The sequence below is a fragment of the Ktedonobacter sp. SOSP1-52 genome (assembly GCF_016587395.1).
On sequence record NZ_BNJH01000006.1, the window covers coordinates 451002 to 471423 of the forward strand.

Here is a 20422-nt window from a genome sequence, read left to right on the forward strand (position 1 = left end):
CGTGTTGCGAAAAGATATTGTCAATTATGACCAGACCTTAAGATTTTGGAAACTGGCCTCCACAGGCGCATTCTGCGCATCTGCTAGGAAGCCAATATGGCCGCTGCGATAGGTTGCATCCTGCACCGTAGTCTGGAGAGCCCCGTTGATGTAGAGGTCAAAGGAACCATTGTGGGCGTAGAGTCCCAGGCTATTGCTCGCCCCTGCACCCGTTTTGATATCTGAGGACCTATTGTTTATAAGCATGCGGGCGTGGACGCGTGTATTATCGGTATAAACGATGAGCTGGTAGCTACCATCCAGGTTAATCTGGAAAGCATAGCACACGCCCTCACCTTGCTGCTCATCGAAAATCACACCACCAATATTTCCCTTCAGCATGCGCATATCGACTTGGAGCTTGAAATTGGCCTCGTTTGTCGCGCCAGCCGTACAAGTCGTGAAGTCGCCCAGCATCGACTGGCTGACGTGATAGGCCTGTTGTTGAAAGGCGCATTTACCCAGCCCATCCTTGCTTATCTCCCAGTTGAAGGCGGCTCCATTATCTGAAAGCGAACTGCTAAGCGAGGGTTTGACGTTAGTTGTGAAAGTCGCCGCTGGATTTGCTTGAATGACGTTCGGTGACTGTGTGCTCGGCTGATTATATACAAGAAAATAGCCCAGCACGCCAATGATGCTTAGTCCAATCAGGAAACCCAGCAGGAGGGGCATAAGTGTGCCTGAGCCTGAACGCTTGCGCTTTGGGGCGACAGGCTGAAAGGCTGCGCTCACCTGACTGCGCGGCTCAACATTTTGCCAGGCATTCTCTTCTGGCCCAGCAGGCTGGTGCCTATACATAGGTACAGTTTGCTCGCCTGTATGATAGAGCTTCACGGACCTTTGAGCCTGGACCGCGATGGCGTCGATGGTATTTATATCAGGGGCGTGCGCCAGGGCGCTCTTTAAGGCCCACGCGAAGTCAGTCACATCTGGATAGCGTTCGCCCGGCTCTTTGCGCAAAGCACGTAGTAATACGTTATCCGCTGTCTGAGGCAGGTTAGGGTTAAGCGTGCTGGGTAGAGGTGGCGTGACATGAGCATGCTGGTAGGCGAGCTGAGCCTTGCCGCCACGGAAGGGTGTGCGGCCCGTGAGTAGCTCATAGGCCATGACGGCGAGCGCGTACTGGTCGCTCGCGTAGACCGGATGACCCTGAAGCAGTTCTGGCGCCATATAAGGTGGCGTGCCTCGAATCTGTGTGCTGGTCGTCATCATCGTTGCTAACCTGGCGATGCCGAAATCCGAGAGAAAAATATCCGGTAGTCCCACGGTCTCCGTATCTTGAACTCGAATCAGAAAGTTAGAGGGCTTCACATCGCGGTGAATAATCTCGCGGTCATGAGCATGTTGTAGTGCGCTCGCGGCTTGTGTTACCAGATGGGAAACCTCGTGTGGTGGTCTGGGCACCGTACCCCGCTCGCGCCACCACTGCTCAAGGGTTCCATCCTCAAAATATGGCATCACCATGTATGCCAATAGCATGCGCCTCTGCATCTGCTGCCCCGAATCGAAGAGCTGCACAATATAGCGATGGTTCAGGCGTGCGATGGCTTGAAGTTCGCGTCTGAAGAGCTGGATATCCCTCTCCACATCCTGTTGTAGAGAGGTATCAATTTTAAGCACCTTAATCGCGACATAGCGTGGCACACGTGGATCTTCAGCCAGGTACACCTCGCCCATGCCGCCATTCCTCAATATATGCAGCAGCCTGTAGTGTCCAAGCGTAGAGCCTTCCAGTTGCATCCTCGTATCCTTTATACCCGCCATGTAGATCTGATAGCCCATTCTATAACATGCCTACTATTGTATGACGTGAAAGGATGCCGTTCTTCAAAACGTGTTTTTCAGATTCGTAATTAGATGATGTGGTACACCGTGGCAGCCTAATGGCTGCCACGGTGTACCACATCATCTAATTACCCACCGATGGGCATGCCAAGCTGCTGAGCCAGGTTTAGGCCGTCCTGGGAACTCCATAGCTCAACGATCTTGCCATCGGCGATACGCAGGAAGTCCGCGCCCGTCAGGACAATCTCTTTACCTGTGGGAGGAAAACCAGCGAACATGCCCTTATGCCTGCCGCGCCTGGCGAAGCGGAAGGCGACGATATCGCCCTCGCCGATCATATGTATGACTGTATGCGTGGCATCGGGAAAACCACTGCGAAAAGTAGAGATGTTCTCTTTGACGCCCTCGGGACCTGGCGCCTGCTGAGGGCGCGTGTGATCCACAAAATCGGGCCCCAGGACTTCTTCCGCGATATCCAGGTTGCCCGTATCCCACATCTCCAGATACCTCTGGACAACGGCTTTATTGGCTTCAATGCTCATCAGAGTCTCCTTCTCTCTCCGCCCGACGCTGCGAAAGCACGTGCCTACATATCATGGACCAGATGTAGACGTGTGCCCTGTGCCTTTTATGGGTATTTGGTAGCGCCGGTCAGCAGCCTTTTGCATATCGTTATGAGTGTAGTTACTCTATCCACTGCTTGTTATACTTCCAACCACAGCAAATAGTTTCTACCCCGGGAAAGAGAAGGCCCCCAGTAGCTGCATACGCCAGTAGCGGGACCCGCTACTGGCGTATGCAGCTACTAATACCGCACAAACACGCGCTTCTTGATCCCATCGATACGCACGTGACCACCGCTGGGCACCATGAACTGGGGATCGGTATGGCCAAAGTCCATGTTGGAGACGACTGGCATAGAGGGATGATACTCTTGCAATGCCTTCAGGATGGCTTCCTCCTGCTCCCGCTTGTAGACTTCTTTCTGCTCAGCAGAGAGCTGACGATCAAAATTCCAGGCCTTGGGACGTCCCATAAGCAGTGCGGAGAACTGTTGTAGCAGCCCACGCTCGCCCATGCCCATAAGAACGCGATAGACATACTCCGCCGAAGGCATCTCCTCAGAGGTTTCCAAGAAGAGCACACAATCTTTGTAGCTTTCAAGCGGCTGGAGGTAGCGGTGAGCGCGCAAGTGGTAATCAATGATCTCCAGGCAGCCACCCCAAGCTATGCCTTCAATGACGCTGCCCGCGTTATGCCATTTCCAGCCGAGATTGCTGAACATGGGCACGCGCAGGCGCAGCTTCTCAGGTTCTCCCCAATTGTAATGCTCATCGGACCATTCAGGGGCGGGCGTGATCTCAATCTCGCCTTCCTCGAAGAGAGCATGGCGCAGCGACTTCACGGTATACTCATCCATCATGTAGTGGCGACCAAACTGCGTCATGATCGCGCCCCCATAGTAGGAGACGATGCCCAGGTTCCAGAGATAGATGTGCAGATTCGTGGCGTCGCTATAGCCCAGGAAGAGCTTGGGATGGGCGCGTAACACCTCTGGGTTCAGGTGTTTTAACACCTTAATCTGGTCATCGCCACCAATCGAGCAGATAACAGCCTTGATCTCGGGATCTGCAAAGGCCACCATGATATCGCGTGCTCGCGCCTCTGGAGATGTGTTCATCTTGCGAGTGCAGGGATATTCCACGGGTATCAGGCCAAAGTTCCCGCGCAAACGTTGTAGGCCCAGGTCAAAGACCTCGGGGAAGATCTCAGGCAGGCCCGCCGAGGGTGAGAGTACAGCCACCTTATCGCCAGCTTGTAGTTTTGGAGGATAAATAAATTGCTTGCTTTGCATATCTTATTGATGGACCTCCTTGCATCCCAATTATAAGTGCGAAGTGATCTATTTGCAACGTTTGGTATCTTCTCAGGACTTCTCGCCACTTTATGGCTCGCAGACGTTGAGAATACCTTGTACAGGGAAACCTGAGTAGTTACCAATTCCCTTTGCAAATTCGTCATACCAGGTGGCTGTCATACGTGTTGTAAATGGTGAAGTGTTTTCTCCCCGCCTTATGTCTCCCTGACCTGACTTTCCTCATAAAGTACAAAGTTGTCGGGTTTTCACGCCGTGGTTTGTATCGTTTCACGACATTTATGCCGAGAATAGCGCCTACTAACCAGTGTGTTTGCTGACGCATGAATAGCGCGAGAGAGGCTGGGGCAGATAAAGAGCATGCTTCTTAGTAAGTTGTGGGAGTGGGTAGCGGAGATGGAAGAGTCACTTACCACAAGTCTTTAGCGTGTTGCGCTGTGTAGGCAACAGGAGTTAAAGAAATGATGCATATCATGCTTGCCTCGCTTGGTTTTCCTTTGTGGCTACGTATCAGCCACTATATCAACCTGCTCTTTATTGGTCTGCTTATTCGCAGTGGCCTGCAGATTCTGGGTGCTCACCCCAGGTTGTACTGGCATGATAGTAGCGATCCGCGTAAAGCGTGGCTGAGTTTGACAAAAAAGAAGATTCCCCAGGGGAAGTTGTATACTTCGATGGATGACGAGGTAAGCGTCTCTCCCCTGCTGGGTCTGCCTGGGAAGAAAAACCTGGGCCTGGGACGCCACTGGCACTTCTTCTCAGTTATCTTCTGGGTGCTCAATGGCCTGGTGTATGTGATCCTACTCTTTGCGACTGGCGAGTGGAGCCGCCTGATCCCCACCTCCTGGAGCATTGTTTCTGCCGCTTGGCATACATTTGTGACGTACATTACCTTGCATATCCCGCCTGCGAGCGATTTTCATCCCTATGATCCGTTGCAGCAACTGACCTATGCGGCTGTCGTGTTTCTGCTTGGACCCTTTATGTTGCTGACGGGGGTCGCGATGTCGCCCGCTATCGAGGCGCGTTTCCCCTGGTATCTCAAGTTCCTGGGCGGAAAGCAGTCCGCGCGTAGCCTGCATTTTCTGAGCCTGGTTGCCTTTACGCTTTTCATCATTGTGCATACATTGTTGGTCCTCATCGTCCATTTCCAGAGCAATATTCGCGATATTGTCCTGGGAACGGAGTCAGCCGACCTGGGGACGGCGCTGATCATTGCTGTGATCGCTTTGCTTGTGGTCGCGATTATCTACATTTGGAGCTCCTGGTATTCGCTGTGTCATCGACGCTTTATGCAGCGCGCGTTAGGCATACTCGTTGATCCTGTACGCCATATGCTGCTGCACCGCTCGGTCTCGAAGCAGCGCTACACCAGAGACGACATTGCCTCCTACTTCTGGGTGAATGGTCGCCCGCCCTGTGACGATGAGTTCAACGCGCTCGCTGCTTATCAATTTCGCGATTGGCACCTGCATGTTGGCGGCCTGGTCTTCAACCCCGTGCATCTCTCGCTTGAGGATTTGCGTAGCCTGCCCAAACAGACGCAGATCACCAAGCATAACTGCATTCAGGGCTGGTCGGCTATTGCTGAGTGGGGTGGAGTGCCTTTGAGCGAGATTATCAAGCTCTGCGGTGCGCAGCCCGAGGCCAGGTACCTCGTCTTTACCTCGTACCAGCGAGGCGCTCAGTCCTACCCTGAGGCTTCGGAGAAGGAGAAACAGCAGTATTTTTACGAAACAATCGATATGAGACTGGCCCAGCATCCTCAGACCATTCTCGCCTACGAGATGAACGGCGCGCGCTTACCACTTGAGCATGGCGCGCCCCTGCGCTTGCGCGTCGAGACCCTCCTTGGCTACAAAATGGTGAAGCACCTACGTTCAATCGAGTTTGTCGCAGATTACAGCCATATTGGTGAAGGCCAGGGCGGCTTTCGCGAGGATGTCCAGTTTTATGGCAGGGGAGCAGAGATATAAGATGAGAAAGGAAGAGAAACTCTGATGGCAGATACAGTGAGCGATTTCTTGCTCAAACGTCTTGCCGCCTGGGGGGTCAAGCGTATCTATGGCTATCCTGGCGACGGCATTCTTGGAATCATGAGCGCTATGGGGCGTCATCCTAATCTCTTTCAGTTTGTCCAGGTGCGTCACGAGGAGATGGCGGCCTTTATGGCCTCGGGGCATGCGAAGTTCACGGGCGAGCTTGGAGTCTGTATGGCAACCTCGGGGCCGGGCGCGATTCACCTGCTCAATGGCCTCTATGACGCCAAAATGGATCACCAGCCCGTCCTTGCTATCGTAGGACAATCGGCTCGTACGGCTCTGGGAGGCAACTATCAGCAGGAAGTTGACCTTATGAATCTCTTCAAGGATGTCGCGGGCGAGTATGTTCATACCTGTACTGATGCGACGCAAATGCGCCAGCTGGTGGATCGCGCCTGCCGCATTGCCCTGGCCGAGCGCACGGTCACCTGTATTATTATGCCCAAAGATGTCCAGGACCTGGAGGCTATAGAGAAGCCCCCGCATAAGCACAACACCGTCCATACCAGTATCGGCTATTCCTATCCTTACACTATTCCCAGTGCCGAAGATCTGCAAAAGGCAGCCGATATCCTCAACGCAGGGAAAAAGGTGGCGATCTTGATTGGTGCTGGTGCCATGGATGCGGGCCCAGAGGTAACTGAAGTCGCTGATCTCCTTGGCTGTGGAGTCGCCAAGGCCCTGCTGGGCAAAGCGGCGCTGCCGGATGACCTGCCCTTTGTTACGGGTGGCCTTGGTCTACTGGGAACCACGCCGAGCTGGAACATGATGATGAACTGTGATACGCTGCTTATGGTTGGCTCCGGTTTCCCCTACTCAGAGTTCTTGCCCAAAGAGGGGCAGGCGCGTGGTATCCAGATTGATATTGACCCGCGTATGCTTGGCATTCGCTATCCCATGGAGCTTAACCTGGTCGGCGATAGTGTGCAGTCGCTGCGAGCCCTACTGCCGTTGCTCAAGCGCAAGGGGGATCGCTCCTGGCACGAAAAGATTGAGTCCGATATCCGCGATTGGTGGAAAACGGTGGAGGTGCGGGCAAAAATGAAGGCCGATCCTATCAATCCAGAGTATGTGGCCTGGGAGCTCTCGCCACGCCTGCCAGACAAGGCGATTCTGAGCGCAGACTCAGGCACAACAGCCAACTGGTATGGTCGGACCATCAAGATGCGTGAGGGCATGAAGGGCTCGGTTTCAGGCAGCCTTGCCTCGCTGGGTGCTGCCGTGCCCTACGCCATCGCGGCCAAGTTTGCCTACCCTGACCGTGTTGTCATCGCCCTTACGGGAGACGGAGCCTTTCAGATGAATGGCCTCAACGAGATGCTTACGGTTAAGAAATACTGGCAAGAATGGGCTGATCCGCGCCTCATCGTTATTGTCTTCAACAACCAGGACCTCAACCAGGTCACCTGGGAGCAGCGTATTGAGGCGGGCGATCCTAAGCTTCCGATGACGCAGACTATTCCTAATATGCCATACGCGACCTTTGCGCGTGCACTTGGGCTACAAGGCATCCGCGTTGAGGGGCCAGAAGGCCTGGGACACGCGCTCGATCAAGCGCTCTCCGCCAATCGCCCCGTGGTGATGGATGTCCCGACTGATCCGAACGTGCCTACGATCCCGCCACATATCACTTTTGAGCAGGCGAAGAACTACAGCACGGCCCTGTTGCATATGGACCCGGATGAAGTTGGTATTATCAAGGAGTCTGTGAAGAGTGTGGTCGAAGGCATTGTACCAGGCATAGGAGAGAAAGGAAGATAGCCGTGGTAAGCACGAAATTTGGCGACAATGGCGTCGCCATCGAGCACATTGATGTCTCGGCCTACAAGGTGTCCACCGACTCACCCGAGTCGGACGGCACCTATAGCTGGGATGCGACGACGATTGTGCTTGTTGAGGTGCAAGCTGGTGATAAACGCGGTCTTGGCTATACCTATGCCGACGTGTCGACCGCAACGCTGGTCAAGACAATGTTAGCCCAGGTGGTGCAGGGGGAGAACGCGCTGAATGTGCCTGCCTGCTGGAAAGCCATGGTGGAGGCAGTGCGCAATCTTGGTCGGCCTGGTATCGCCTCGATGGCGATAGCCGCCGTAGATGTCGCGCTCTGGGATTTGAAGGCGCGCCTCCTCGATCTGCCCCTGGTCTCGCTGCTGGGCGCGGTCCGCGAGGCTGCTCCCATCTATGGGAGCGGCGGGTTTACCTCGTATTCGCGCGAGCAGTTACAGCGTCAATTAGGCGACTGGGTGCAGGCGGGTATTCCTCGTGTCAAGATGAAGATTGGTACGCATCCAGACGCCGATCCCCAGCGCGTGCGGGAGGCGCGAGAGGCCATTGGGCCGGATAGTGAGCTGTTTGTCGACGCCAATGGGGCATATAGCCGTAAGCAGGCGCTGGCATTGGCCCAAACTTTCGCAGCTGAGTCTGGAGTGACATGGTTTGAAGAACCAGTCTCTTCCGATGACCTGGAGGGCCTGCGCCTGGTGCGTGACCGTGCCCCGGCTGGAATGGCGATTGCGGCAGGCGAGTATGGTTATGACCTGTGGTACTTCAACCGGATGCTGGAGGCGGGAGCAGTGGATGTGCTACAAGCTGATGCGACACGTTGTGGTGGCATCACTGGCTTCCTACGCGTTGGTGCCCTGGTTGAGGCGCGTTCCATGCAACTCTCAGCGCACTGTGGACCAACGCTGCATATCCATCCTTGCTGTGCGCTCAACAACTTCCGTCACATGGAATACTTCTATGACCATGTGCGTATTGAGCATATGTTTTTTGCTGGCGTCCCCACACCCATTCAAGGAGCATTACATCCCGACCTCTCACGCCCCGGCCTGGGCCTCGAGCTCAAACGCTCAGATATCACGAAATACGTTCTATAGCCTATCCAGGACAGGCAGTGTGAAAGCCACCCCGGGTAGGGGGTATGAAAGTCCAACAAACCCACCCCGGGTAGGGGGTATGAAAGTCCAACAAACCCACCCCGGGCAGGCGATGTGAAAGCCCCAACAAGCCCACCCGGGGTAGGAGGTGTGCATGCTGGCGGCTGAAAGCCGCCAGCATGCACACCTCCTACCCCGGCGAGCGCCACAGGCGCGAGCAGTCAAACAAACAAAGTAGCCGTGTACACAAGTAACGAGTAGAAAGAGAGAGAAGAAATGAAGACAGAAAAAGAGCGCTCTCTCGCGCATCTCTTTGATGGAAAGAGACAGCGTTCTCATCTCCTGGACATCCTGCCACGACGCCTTACGCACGAGGGCATCGTGTTTGAACAACATATACGCGAAGGGCGTTTTCAGCGCAGCCTCTCGCTCATCACCTCCTTCTCGAGCCTGCTGGCGGGCCTGGAGGTTACCTACGAGCATTATCGCGGCAGTTATGGACAACAGGTCATGTATACGCCCATTATCATCAGCCCCTTGCTGACGATTGCGGGTGTGTGGGGAACGTTTAACCGACGCGTGGCGCGAACCGTGTTGCCTCTCATTTCGCTTGTGACGATGGTTGATGGTCTGGTTGGTCTCTACTTCCATATACGAGGCATTGCGCGCAAGCCGGGAGGATGGCGCATACCCATCTTCAACATGATTATGGGACCGCCCGTATTTGCACCGCTCCTGTTTGGTATCAGTGGCTTTCTCGGCGTGATTGCTTCACTCTTACGTCGTGAGGATGACCTCAAGCATACGACACTACCCGGCATACCGCGTCCGCGCTCAGCCTGGTTGGGCTGGTTACCACGTAAGGTCGTGAAAGAGGGGATCGTCATTGAGCAAGATGTACGCGAGGGACGCTTCCAGCGCATTCTAGGCGTGGCTACGGCGGTCTCCGCCCTCTTTAGCGGCATTGAGGCGCTCTACTCTCACTACAAGAATAACTTCAGCTATCGTGTCCAGTGGACCCCTATTCTGTTGACTCCGCTGCTGATGATCGCTGGTATCGGTACGGTGTGGAGTCGGATGCTTGCGCGCACCCTCCTGCCATTTGCCTCTGTTCTGGCGCTCTTGAATGGCGGTATTGGTTTTCTCTACCACATGCGGGGCCTGGTCCGTCGTCCAGGTGGCCTCAAAAAGCCGTTCTATAACCTGCTCTATGGTCCCCCCATCTTCGCGCCGCTGCTTTTCGCCGCCTCGGGCTTTTTAGGCGTGCTTGCCAGTCTGTTAAGGAGAGCCGATTAATGAAGATCAACTTTAAGAACCACACCTCGACTGGGCAGAAGGAGCCGCAGGTCAGTCGCGAGCAGAGAGATACAAGGCGCTGGCCCGTGGATGCCGTGACCGGACAACCGCTCACGCCGCGCGCCCAGCCTGGCTATTATCCAGGTTACCATACTCTGAGTCAGCAGGCCTTTTGGGATGAAGCCACGCGCCAGGTAGTGCTAGCACGCGTTGAGCAGGTTCCGCCCATTCGCTTCTTCTTGCCCGAGGAGGCGCGCTTGATGCAGGCGGTTTGTGATCGTTTGCTGCCGCAGGATGACCGGGACGAGGCGTACAAAATTCCTGTTGTGAACTATATCGATGACCGACTGTATCACAGGCGCATCGATGGCTATCGTTTTGAGGATATGCCAGAAGATCACGAAGCGCATCGCCTGGGCTTGCAGGCTATTGACGCCATTGCGCAACATCTGTATGCCCAACCCTTTATATCCCTGGGGCGCGAGAGCAGGACCAGGTGCTTCAGACCCTTCACGACTGCAATCCACCGGCGGCCCAGGATATCTGGCAGAAGATGTCAGTTAAGCGCTTCTGGCTCCTGCTGGTGCAAGACGTGGTTGATGCCTACTATGCACACCCCTATGCCTGGGATGAGATTGGTTTTGGTGGACCGGCCTATCCGCGTGGCTATATGCGCCTGGAAGGGGGCAAGCCCGAGCCCTGGGAGATCGAGGAGCAGCGCTATGAATGGTGTGCTCCTACGGACGCGCTCTCCGATACCTACAAAGCCCTTGGGGGCCCAGGTGGCCATAAACATCAGACACCAGGCCAGGAAGGCACGCATTAAATTAGATAGGTAAAGAAAATGAAACAACCAATTTTAGGAGCATTCACAGGTCCAAAGCCCGGCCATCACATGCTTGGGCCTGTACAAAAGATAGATTTTCCCATGCATCACTTTCATCCTGGTGAGGCGGTAGATTTCTGTATCGTGGGGGTCGGCTCGGCAGGTGGAGTATTAGTGCAGCGCCTGGCGCGTGCTGGTTTCAGGGTTGTGGGCATAGAGGCGGGGCCCTTCTGGGAAACGGAGCGCGACTGGGTTAGCGATGAGGCCGGATCTTCCAAGTTATACTGGAATGATCTTCGCATTACTGGAGGAGAGGAGCCCATTACGCTGGGCGCGAATAACAGCGGGCGTGGCGTGGGTGGCGGCTCGGTTCACTGGGCTGGATTTACGCCGCGTTTCCACCCCTCAGATTTTCATGTGCTCTCCTCAGATGGTATGGGTGCTGACTGGCCTATCGCCTATGAGGATCTCAAGCCCTATTATGAGCTTCTGGAGAAAGAGATTCCCGTTTCTGGCCCCGCCTATTATCCCTGGGGTGATCCTCATGGTTATATCTATGGTCCTCATCCGCTGGGGGGAGTAGGCGATGTCCTTGTCAAGGGATGCACAAAGCTGGGCATTCCAGTGGTGGCGGGCGGACCCGTAGCGATCCTCGCGGGCTCGCATGGGGACCGGCAGCACTGTATCTATCGTGGCTTCTGTATTCAGGGCTGTAAGGTCGGGGCCAAGCAGAGCACCCTGATTAGCCATGTACCTGATGCCATCCGTCATGGAGCCGAGATACGCGCCAATTGTATGGCCACGCGCATCAATGTCAAAGATGGGCGTGTGATTGGTGTGACCTACTTCGATCCCGATGGCAATGAACGGGAGCTCAAGGCCAGAGTTGTGATTGTCTCGTGTTATGCCATAGAGACGCCACGCTTGCTTTTGAACTCGGCCTGTCCTGGTTTTGAGAATGGGCTTGCCAACTCCAGTGACATAGTCGGCAAGTATCTCATGGTCCAGATCGGCAACATCGTCCTGGGACGCTTTGAGGAGCCTGTCCGCATGTACAAGGCACCCCCGGCACACGCCCTGACCGAGGAGTTCTATGAGACATACCCGCGCAACGACTTTATCCGTGGTTTCGCCATCCAGACCGTTGGCCCGCTGCCAATCGCTTTCGCTAAACAGATGATGGTTGCTAAGGGTGCCTGGGGCTGGGGGATGCGCCGGGTCATGATGGACTACAACCACTGGGCGGCCTTGGGAGTGCTAGGAGAGATCCTCCCCTGGGAAGATAACCGCGTGGAACTGGCGGATGAGACAGATCACTATGGCTTGCGTGTTGCCAAAGTGACCTTCGGCCTGCATGACAACGATAGGAAAGTTGCCAAAGCTGGAGTCGAAAAGACAAGCGAAGTCCTCTATGCCGCAGGTGCGCAGGAGGTCGTTGAAGAGCCACGCTATGCCCACCTGGTGGGTGGTGCGCGCATGGGAAACGATCCTCGCACCTCTGTCACCAATAGCTTTGGTCGAACGCATGATATTCCCAACCTCTTCATCTGCGATGGGAGCCTCCTGCCGACCCAGGGCTCGGCCAATCCTGGACTAACCATCCAGGCCCTGGCGGCCCGCACTGCAGACTACCTCACCTCCAACGGTGCCAGCATTCTCTCTGCTCACCCCGAGAGAGTACTGGTTGCACATCCCCCTGTGCGCCAGGACCTTTCCCCAGCGGGAACCGCCAACAAAGGCGTCCCACGCATCAAATAGAGGAGAAAAACAATGCGTCGTACATCAACTCCAGAAGTCGTAGTTGTCACAGGGGCCTCGGCAGGCGTTGGGCGAGCCATTGTCCGCGCCTTTGCCCGGCGAGGCGCCCATATTGGCCTGCTGGCTCGTGGACGCGAAGGTTTGGAGGGAGCAAAAAAAGATGTTGAACAACTGGGAGGAAATGCCCTCGTCCTGCCAACAGATGTCGCGGACGTGCAACAGATCGAGGAGGCTGCCACGCAGGTGGAAGACACATTTGGCCCCATCGACATCTGGATCAATGTAGCCATGACCTCAGTTTTCTCGCCCTTTAAAGAGATGCAGCCTGAGGAGTTCAAGCGCGTCACCGAGGTAACCTACCTGGGACAAGTCTATGGCACGATGGCCGCGCTGCGCCGGATGCTTCCACGCCATAAGGGGCGCATTATCCAGGTCGGGTCCGCCCTGGCCTATCGCGGCATCCCGCTCCAATCAGCCTATTGCGGCGCTAAACACGGCATCCAGGGCTTTACCGAGTCGGTCCGTTGCGAGCTGATCCATGATCGGAGCAATGTTAAAATCTCGATGGTACAGCTTCCTGCCGTCAATACGCCCCAATTTGGCTGGGTCAAGAGCTGCTTGCCCAATAAGGCACAGCCTGTGCCGCCGATCTATCAACCTGAGGTCATCGCTGATGGGGTGGCCTGGATCGCCGACCACTACCGCCGCCAACTCTATATCGGCCTCTCCACAGTGATCGTGATCCAGGGCAATAAACTTGCCGCTGCCTTTGGCGACTGGTATCTCGGTAAGACTGGCTATAAATCGCAACAGACTAATCAGCGAGCCGATCCTGGTCGGCCAAATAATCTATGGGCGCCCGTGGATGAGGACCGCGATTATGGCGCGCATGGCGATTTTGATGACCGGGCGAAAAAGCGGAGCTGGCAACTGTGGGCTGATACTCATCGAGGAATGCTTGGTCTTATAGGGATTGGCATGGCAGGCATAGCGGCAACATCTCTTCTATGGAGGAAACAATGAGAGAGATGCAGTCATCATCCTCTACGACGGAGCGCTACCAGCCTATTGAGGATTACGCGCTTATCGGAGATCTGCACACCGTCGCTCTGGTGGGGAAAAATGGCTCTATTGACTGGTGTTGTCTGCCCCGCTTTGATTCTCCCAGCGTCTTCGGCGCGCTCCTCGACGTGGGCAAGGGTGGCTTTTTCCGTATCTCGCCTGCCGATATGGCCCCTATCAGATGCAAACAGCTCTACCTGCCAGAGACCAACATTCTCCTGACGCGCTTTCTCAGCGAGGGGGGAGTGGGAGAGGTAACCGACTTTATGCCGATTAAGCGGGTAGGGTCAGGGGAACACTATCATCAAATGATTCGCTCTGTTGCCGTCATCCATGGCTCGCTGACCTTCAAACTAACGTGTCGGCCTGGCTTCAACTACGCTCGTAATGAGCATCACGTGTCTATAATGCAGGATGGAGCGCTCTTTCAGAGTCAGCATCTGAACCTTGGCCTGGCATCTCCAATCGCACTTGAACAGGATGAACAGGGAGGTGTCCAGGCGACCTTTGAGCTGCACGCAGGTCAGTCCTTGCACTTTCTCTTGGAGAGTAGCAAAGAGAGCGGGCATGTGCCGGAAAAGCTCTCAGAGAGCGACTACCAGGAGGCGTTTCATGATACGCTTGCCTACTGGCGGCACTGGCTCTCCCAGTGTCGCTACCAGGGGCGCTGGCGTGAAATGGTGCAGCGCTCGGCGCTTGTCTTGAAGCTCTTAACCTATGCTCCAACCGGCGCGGTTCTCGCGGCGCCCACCACCAGCTTACCCGAGACGATTGGTGGAAATCGCAACTGGGATTACCGTTATACATGGCTACGCGATGCCTCTTTCTCGCTCTCCAGCCTGTTGACGCTTGGTTTTACTCAGGAGGCGGAAGCCTTTATGCAATGGCTTGACACGCGCTGTCACGAGTTGAAGGACAAGCGTATGCTTCAGCCTATGTATGGTATTACTGGCGAGCATGACCTGCAAGAACACATCCTCGATCACCTGGAGGGCTATCGCCAGAGTGGGCCGGTGCGCATCGGCAATGGAGCCTACATGCAGAAACAGCTCGACATTTACGGCGAGTTCATGGAAGCGGCCTACATTTATAACCGCTATGACACCATTTCCTACGACCTATGGCGCAACTTGCACCGCTTGCTTGACTGGCTCCTGGCTCATTGGCAGGAGCCAGACGAGGGTATCTGGGAGGTGCGTGGTGGTCCCAAACGTTTCTTGCATTCGCGCCTCATGAGCTGGGTTGCCTTTGATCGTGCTTTACGTATCGAACGGACGCGTGGCTGGCCCGCATCGGCGGATGAGTGGCGCAAAACGCGGACAGAGATCTATGAGCAAATCATGACCCAGGGCTGGAGCGAGAAAAAGCAGAGCTTTATCCAATATTATGGGTCCGACGCCGTCGATGCTAGCGCGCTCTTAATGATGATCATGAACTTCACAGGCTCCCGAGAGCCGCGCGCGCTTTCCACCATTGAGCGCATTGAGAAGAAGTTGGCCAGTGGCGCGCTGGTGCATCGCTACAATCCGCAGGAGGCCGCCGATGATGGGTTGGGCAGCCAGGAAGGGACCTTTGGCGCCTGTAGTTTCTGGCTAGTGGAGAACCTGGCCAGCGCAGGCCGCCTGGACAGGGCCCGTTTGATGCTGGAGAAACTACTTTCATACAGCAACCATGTCGGCCTCTACGCGGAGGAGATCAGTCCCACAGGCGAGGCCCTGGGAAACTTTCCCCAGGCCTTTACCCATCTCGCGCTCATTACCGCCTGCACCACGCTTGACGACGCGCTAAGCAAGCACCAGGCCAATCCCTGGGAAACCCACACAAACTACTATGATTAAGAAGACGTTTGTTTTGTACAAACAAGCGTAAACAGTGTGTTTTTGCGACATTGTTGAGATGCCCTTCTGGCTATACTGGAGTCAATTTCCTGGATGGCGTGACGTGTAGTGAGTAGGGCCATAGCAACGTTAGAAAGGAAGATGATAGTATGGCAGAGAGTAGTTCCCCATTAACAGGTCAAGTGCAAGATACTATTCGTGATTGTTTACGCTGTCACACAGCATGTATGGAGTCCGCAGTGATTGCTAAGCAGAAGCAAGCCGCACATGGCAACGTGATGCTTGACTGTTCAGAACAGGCCCTGGTCACAGCTCATATGTTGCTACGTGATTCTCCATTAGCTGGTTATGCCTGCCAGGCGTGCTCATCCGCCTGCGCACACTGCGCTGATGTCGCGAACCGGATTGGAGATACCGATTGTGCTAATGCCTGCCGTGCCTGTGAGAATGCCTGTACTCAGCTAGTCAAGATGGTTCCCTTCTAGGGTCTAAACCCTAAAGGGTACAGGGTACACGGCTACTTACAAGATGGGACGAGATAGAGTAGGGCCGAAGCCTCACTCTATCTCGTCTTTTAGCCAGAGATAGCGCATTTCTGAGCTTTGGTCCAGAACCTCTTCGAGACGCCCGCAGGCCTCGATGTGACCCTCCTTGAGTACGATGACCTGGTTGGCGCGTTGTAGTATGGCCCGGCGATGTGAGACAACCAGGTAGGTGTGCTGCTCTTCGCTGAAGAGGCGCTCCCAGAGCCGTGCTTCGGTAGCGACATCTAGAGCACTGGAGAGGTCGTCGAAGACGAGTAGCTGAGCGGGGCGTACCAACATGCGTGCCGCCGCGCTCCGCTGGACCTGACCCCCAGAGAGCTTGACACCTTTAATGCCAACAATCGTCTCCAGGCCAGCCTCAAGTTGTATCACATCCTCCTCCATAACCGCATTTTGTATAGCCCTATATAGCTGTTCCTCGCTTGCGGGTAGGCCAAGCAGGATATTCTCGCGCAGGGTATCGCTGAAGAGGTGCGGCACTTGTGGCGTATAGGCGCAGTGTGGAGGGACGAAGAAGCTGGCGGGCTCGGCGACTTTGACGCCGTTCCAGGTGATCTCTGCCCCTGCTTCTGCTGATAGGAGTCCCAGTAGCGTACGAAGCAGCGTTGTCTTGCCCGAGCCCATACGGCCCGTAATCACGGTAAGCGTGTTGCCTTTGATCTCCAGGTTAATGCCAGTAATGCCGCGCCCGGTGTCGGGATAGTGATAGGAGAGATTGTGCGCCTGTAAGATGTGGAGTTCCGAGGCGAAGTACTTGGCTGGCAGGGTAATTTGAGGCAAGGCATGCTGAAGGTAGAGTTCGGCAGGCGCGACCAACGCTGTGTCGGGTGCGCCCTGGAGCAGCGCCCGCAGGCGGGTGAGCGAGACGCGCGTCTGCGTGACCTGTGCCAGCAGAGTGCCGATGCTTTGTACAAAGTTTGTAATATTGCCCAGGAAGGAAATGAAGAGCGCGATATCGCCCACGCTGAGGTGCTCGCTACCACGCGCGATGGCTGCCAGGATCAGGATGGCGCCGATGCCGATCCCAACCGTGTTACCAAAGAGCGAGTTCAGGGCTGCGCTCAGCACGCTATCCTGAACCATCGCGCCATGTCGGCGCTTATTGAGGTGGGAGAAATGCTCGGTTACACGCTCTTCAGCTCCCGCAACCTGGATGGCCTGCACCGAGCCGAAGATCTCACCGATGGCTCCCGTTACCTCAGCCGTGGCCGCTCGGCTGGCGACCCGGTACTTCTCCAGGCGTTTCTTCATGCTCTGAGCTATGATGACGACGCAGAGCAATGGCAGGAAGACAAAGAGTGTGATGCGCACGCTGGTATGGAGCATGATGACCAGGGCGATGCTGGTAAAGCAAGTCAACGCGAAAACATTTAGTAGCCTGCTAAATAGCTGGGCAAAGATCTCGATATCGTCGCGGAAGCCGCTGATGGCCTCGCCTGTAGAGCCTGGAAGAGGCCTGGCACCGGGTCGCTCCAGGATGCGCTTGAGTATATTATGGCGCAGGGTTTGTGTGGTTTTAAAGAGCGCAGTAACCAGGGCGCGGTTGCCAAGGGAACCCAGAATTGCTCGCGTCAGGGCCGCCAGGATAAATGAGAATGGGAGGAGCCAGAGCGCCAGGTCTGGCCCGCTTTGCTGTTGCAATCTGTTGAAGAAGACCTGGAGTAGCAGGCTAAAGGCCAGGCGTCCTGCCAGAAAGAAGGAGAGTGGAAGCAGCTCGCCAGCGGCATAGCGCCACGGCTGCTGGCGTAGTAGGAGCCAGAGCATGTGTGGCAGGCTAAGGGTCTGTCTTGTCGCTGTCTGTGTTGTAGTCATACCAGAGCCTCCTCCAGACCTAGATGCAGGAGTTGCGCGAAGCGTGAGTCGGGATCATGCGCAAGCTCTGTGCGTTTGCCATGTTCCACAATACGCCCTTGCTCAAGAATCAAGATCTCATCGGCGCGCTGGACCGTCGAGAGGCGGTGCGCGATGATTAAGGCGGTGCGCCCGCTGAGGAGATGGTTCAGGGCGCGCTCCATCAGGCGCTCGGTTGCCGGGTCCAGGCGCGCCGATGCCTCGTCGAGAATGATCAGCCCCGGTTTATGCAGGAAGATACGCGTCAGGGCTAGCAATTGTGCCTCGCCAGCCGAGAGTCCGCTTCCATCCTGGCCAATAATTGTATCCAGGCCCGCTGAGAGCGAGTCGTACCAGCTCTTCAGGCCAACCTGCTCGATCTGTGCCAGGATATATGTGTCGCTAAGAGCGCGATCAAAGAAGGTCAGGTTATCGCGTACCGAGGCGTGAAAGAGCTGTACATCCTGTGTCACAAGCCCAACATGGCGACGCAAGTCGCGCAGATAAGGCTCCCGCAGTGAAACTCCGCCTAGGCAGATGCTCCCCTCCTGCGGATCATAGAGCCGGGCGAGGAGGCGCGCCAGGGTGGTCTTGCCACTACCGGTGCGACCCAGCAGGCCAACGACTCTTCCCGGCTTCATATGAAAGCTAATGTCATGCAGCACCTTCTGCCCAGGTGTATAGCCGAATGAGACCTGCTCAAAGTCGATGGCGAGTGCTCCTTCTGGCAGAGGCGTTCCTTGTCCATCTGAAAGGAGGGTTCGAGTCTGTAGCAGCCCCTCAATACGCTGGATGCAGGCCTCTGCCTGCTGTAGATCCTGCATATGCATTTGGATAGTGTCAAGTGGTTGAGACAGCAGGTCGGTGTAGCGAAAGATAGCGTAGATCGTGCCTACAGCAATCAACTTCATGCTCCACAGGTAGACGCCGATAAAGAGCGAGAGGCTGGTGCCGCAGACGAAGAGGAAGAGCACAGTCACATCCAGGTTGTTTGTCATAATAAGCGTTCGCCGCTGGATGGGAAACCAGGCGCGAATAACCTGGTAGAAGCGCAGCATCACATAAGGTACGGCGCCGTTGCCACGTAGGTCCTCGCTGCCCGAGAGGTGCTCGCTCAAGAAGCCGAAGAAGAGCGCGCTCTGCTGGCGATTCTCTTTCCACAAGGGTAGCACGCGACGCCTTATAAGTGTGATTACTACGAGCATCGTCGCCGAGAAGGCCACCATTACGATACCAAGCAGCCAGTGAATAGTGAAGAATATGCCGAGAATGCCTGCCAGCAACAGCAGGTTGATGAGTAGCTCGACGAAGAATTGCGAGAAGAAATTGGAGAGCGCGTCCACATCACCATCGATGCGCTCGATTAGCTCACCGGAGCTACGCGTCTTATGAAACGAGAGGTCAAGCGCGAGGCAGTGGCGCACCAGATCGGTCCTTAGACGGTTAGTAGCCGTCCAGGCGATAGTGCCACTCAGGTAAGCGCTCGATATGGCTACGCCCTGCGTAAGGAGTGCAATGACGATATAGGCGCAGCCAGTGAAGAGCAGCACCGTGATATCGCCGCCCGTGATAAAGGTATTGATGAAATATTCAATGATCTTAGGGCTGCTTAATTGCAGCCCGATATCTACCAGTAAGATACATGTCAGAGCGAAGATTTTTGGCCCCTGTGGCCTGAGATAGACAGAGAGTAGCGCCAAGTAGCGCCGGACAGGGAAGCGCACCATCAGCTCCTTTCACAGCAAAAAGAGGCAACGAGGTCCCACGGGACTTAACTCCAAAGAAGGAAAGTACAAAGTTCAAACCATGAGGAACGCGAAAAAAACGCGCGAAGGCTATTATAACATATGCATGAGTTGGTGTGTGGATGATTAGAAGAGTGTGGGTGTGGTCCAGTTTGGGTATTCGCCCGGCTGGACCATACCCACACCCTTCTAATCCTCAGCGAGCTAGCGAGCCGGGATGATAAGGAGTGGACGGAGCAAGAGCCAGAGGAAACGCGACATCAAGGCTGTTATACAGAGCCAGATGCCACTAAAAACGTAGAGCCAGAGCGCCTCCTGATCAGTAAGGAAGCTCTGGGGATTTTGCGGCATATACCAGAGTGAGATGTGCTCGCCATTAGTATAGAGGTTATTGCAGACACCTTCACGCGTCTCACGCACGGCTTTTCCCTGCTGATCTGAAAACTGGAAGGCAAAAATGGCCGTTGTGGCGTTGTCGCCTTGAGTAGCGTAGTCATCAGCACCGCACGAGGCCACTTCTTTTGCGACGGCGCCTGTCTCTACGCCGCCAATTCGTACCAACCACGGTGGGACGCCTAGCCAGGCTGCCAGGCCAAGCAAGATGAGGAGTATAAGTATGCAACCTGCTGTAAGGAATAAATGGATGCTTCTAGGCAAAAGAATATTTGCTGTCTGCCTCTTCTTCACCAAAACCATGGATCTTTCTCCAGTCAGAGTACTGTTTTAGCTTTAGATTACTTTTGTTTTTCATATGCATAACGTTGCTTGCCTGCATTTTTTGCCTGTGCGATGAGTCTCTTCAACGTGTGAACCTACAACACTGTGTTTTGAGGTTTCTGAAAGCTATTATTGTGCTTAGATTCTTGTTATACTTGAACAGTAAACTGAGTGGTTGAAGCCG

14 protein-coding genes and 1 pseudogene are annotated in these 20422 nt (G+C 55.1%); 9 read left to right on the forward strand and 6 right to left on the reverse strand.

The genetic code is table 11. The features are described from left to right. Positions 1 to 24: 24 nt before the first annotated feature. The 3 genes from JMJ16_RS47120 to JMJ16_RS47130 all read right to left on the reverse strand — a co-directional run bounded on the left by JMJ16_RS47120 (position 25) and on the right by JMJ16_RS47130 (position 3679). A complete protein-coding gene (locus JMJ16_RS47120) occupies positions 25 to 1779 on the reverse strand; it encodes a serine/threonine-protein kinase (RefSeq protein WP_201392931.1) in 1755 nt (584 codons plus the stop codon). 173 nt (positions 1780 to 1952) lie between these two features. Next, the gene (locus JMJ16_RS47125) at positions 1953 to 2366 is read right to left on the reverse strand and encodes an ester cyclase (RefSeq protein WP_201392933.1); all 414 of its coding nucleotides are present in this window, start codon (positions 2364 to 2366) and stop codon (positions 1953 to 1955) included. Positions 2367 to 2629: 263 nt separating this feature from the next. Next, complete coding sequence (locus JMJ16_RS47130; protein ID WP_201392935.1) at positions 2630 to 3679, reverse strand: S66 peptidase family protein; 1050 nt, start codon at positions 3677 to 3679, stop codon at positions 2630 to 2632. Positions 3680 to 4161: 482 nt separating this feature from the next. On the opposite strand from JMJ16_RS47130, the gene JMJ16_RS47135 reads away from it, so the two are divergent. The 9 genes and pseudogenes from JMJ16_RS47135 to JMJ16_RS47175 all read left to right on the forward strand — a co-directional run bounded on the left by JMJ16_RS47135 (position 4162) and on the right by JMJ16_RS47175 (position 15886). After that, the gene (locus JMJ16_RS47135) at positions 4162 to 5676 is read left to right on the forward strand and encodes a molybdopterin-dependent oxidoreductase (protein WP_201392937.1); all 1515 of its coding nucleotides are present in this window, start codon (positions 4162 to 4164) and stop codon (positions 5674 to 5676) included. A 24-nt stretch (positions 5677 to 5700) separates the two neighbouring features. Further along, entirely contained in the window at positions 5701 to 7503 is a 1803-nt protein-coding gene (locus JMJ16_RS47140) for a thiamine pyrophosphate-requiring protein (RefSeq protein WP_201392939.1), read from the forward strand. Between the two features lie 2 nt (positions 7504 to 7505). Next, positions 7506 to 8621, forward strand: coding sequence for an enolase C-terminal domain-like protein (locus JMJ16_RS47145; RefSeq protein WP_201392941.1), 1116 nt, complete (start codon positions 7506 to 7508; stop codon positions 8619 to 8621). A 276-nt stretch (positions 8622 to 8897) separates the two neighbouring features. Beyond that, on the forward strand, positions 8898 to 9917 hold the full coding sequence (locus JMJ16_RS47150) for a hypothetical protein (protein WP_201392943.1): 1020 nt from the start codon (positions 8898 to 8900) through the stop codon (positions 9915 to 9917). Positions 9918 to 10177: 260 nt separating this feature from the next. Beyond that, positions 10178 to 10743: pseudogene (locus JMJ16_RS47155) on the forward strand (gluconate 2-dehydrogenase subunit 3 family protein). An 18-nt stretch (positions 10744 to 10761) separates the two neighbouring features. After that, positions 10762 to 12501, forward strand: a complete 1740-nt coding sequence (locus JMJ16_RS47160; protein WP_374229175.1) for a GMC family oxidoreductase — start codon at positions 10762 to 10764, stop codon at positions 12499 to 12501. 12 nt (positions 12502 to 12513) lie between these two features. Further along, positions 12514 to 13524: an SDR family oxidoreductase gene (locus JMJ16_RS47165; protein ID WP_201392949.1), complete on the forward strand. Its 1011-nt coding sequence runs from the start codon at positions 12514 to 12516 to the stop codon at positions 13522 to 13524. Positions 13525 to 13529: 5 nt separating this feature from the next. Then, the gene (locus tag JMJ16_RS47170; protein WP_201393636.1) at positions 13530 to 15401 is read left to right on the forward strand and encodes a glycoside hydrolase family 15 protein; all 1872 of its coding nucleotides are present in this window, start codon (positions 13530 to 13532) and stop codon (positions 15399 to 15401) included. Between the two features lie 149 nt (positions 15402 to 15550). Continuing rightward, on the forward strand, positions 15551 to 15886 hold the full coding sequence (locus JMJ16_RS47175; RefSeq protein WP_201392951.1) for a hypothetical protein: 336 nt from the start codon (positions 15551 to 15553) through the stop codon (positions 15884 to 15886). Positions 15887 to 15958: 72 nt separating this feature from the next. Here JMJ16_RS47175 and JMJ16_RS47180 read toward each other — a convergent pair whose 3' ends face one another. The 3 genes from JMJ16_RS47180 to JMJ16_RS47190 all read right to left on the reverse strand — a co-directional run bounded on the left by JMJ16_RS47180 (position 15959) and on the right by JMJ16_RS47190 (position 20178). Further along, positions 15959 to 17758 carry an ABC transporter ATP-binding protein gene (locus tag JMJ16_RS47180; RefSeq protein WP_201392953.1) on the reverse strand — a complete coding sequence of 600 codons (1800 nt, stop codon included), beginning with the start codon at positions 17756 to 17758 and terminating at the stop codon, positions 15959 to 15961. Next, positions 17755 to 19503: an ABC transporter ATP-binding protein gene (locus JMJ16_RS47185; RefSeq protein ID WP_236602036.1), complete on the reverse strand. Its 1749-nt coding sequence runs from the start codon at positions 19501 to 19503 to the stop codon at positions 17755 to 17757. The genes JMJ16_RS47180 and JMJ16_RS47185 overlap by 4 nt, the downstream gene beginning before the upstream one ends. Positions 19504 to 19725: 222 nt before the next feature. After that, on the reverse strand, positions 19726 to 20178 hold the full coding sequence (locus tag JMJ16_RS47190; RefSeq protein ID WP_201392954.1) for a hypothetical protein: 453 nt from the start codon (positions 20176 to 20178) through the stop codon (positions 19726 to 19728). Between the last annotated feature and the right edge of the window lie 244 nt (positions 20179 to 20422).

Coding starts and splice junctions, on each gene's coding strand:
- JMJ16_RS47180 (WP_201392953.1), bottom strand. CDS start 17,758: ATGACTACAACACAGACAGCGACAAGACAGACCCTTAGCCTGCCACAC.
- JMJ16_RS47120 (WP_201392931.1), bottom strand. CDS start 1,779: ATGCAACTGGAAGGCTCTACGCTTGGACACTACAGGCTGCTGCATATA.
- JMJ16_RS47135 (WP_201392937.1), top strand. CDS start 4,162: ATGATGCATATCATGCTTGCCTCGCTTGGTTTTCCTTTGTGGCTACGT.
- JMJ16_RS47175 (WP_201392951.1), top strand. CDS start 15,551: ATGGCAGAGAGTAGTTCCCCATTAACAGGTCAAGTGCAAGATACTATT.
- JMJ16_RS47125 (WP_201392933.1), bottom strand. CDS start 2,366: ATGAGCATTGAAGCCAATAAAGCCGTTGTCCAGAGGTATCTGGAGATG.
- JMJ16_RS47170 (WP_201393636.1), top strand. CDS start 13,530: ATGCAGTCATCATCCTCTACGACGGAGCGCTACCAGCCTATTGAGGAT.
- JMJ16_RS47140 (WP_201392939.1), top strand. CDS start 5,701: ATGGCAGATACAGTGAGCGATTTCTTGCTCAAACGTCTTGCCGCCTGG.
- JMJ16_RS47150 (WP_201392943.1), top strand. CDS start 8,898: ATGAAGACAGAAAAAGAGCGCTCTCTCGCGCATCTCTTTGATGGAAAG.
- JMJ16_RS47160 (WP_374229175.1), top strand. CDS start 10,762: ATGAAACAACCAATTTTAGGAGCATTCACAGGTCCAAAGCCCGGCCAT.
- JMJ16_RS47185 (WP_236602036.1), bottom strand. CDS start 19,503: ATGGTGCGCTTCCCTGTCCGGCGCTACTTGGCGCTACTCTCTGTCTAT.
- JMJ16_RS47130 (WP_201392935.1), bottom strand. CDS start 3,679: ATGCAAAGCAAGCAATTTATTTATCCTCCAAAACTACAAGCTGGCGAT.
- JMJ16_RS47165 (WP_201392949.1), top strand. CDS start 12,514: ATGCGTCGTACATCAACTCCAGAAGTCGTAGTTGTCACAGGGGCCTCG.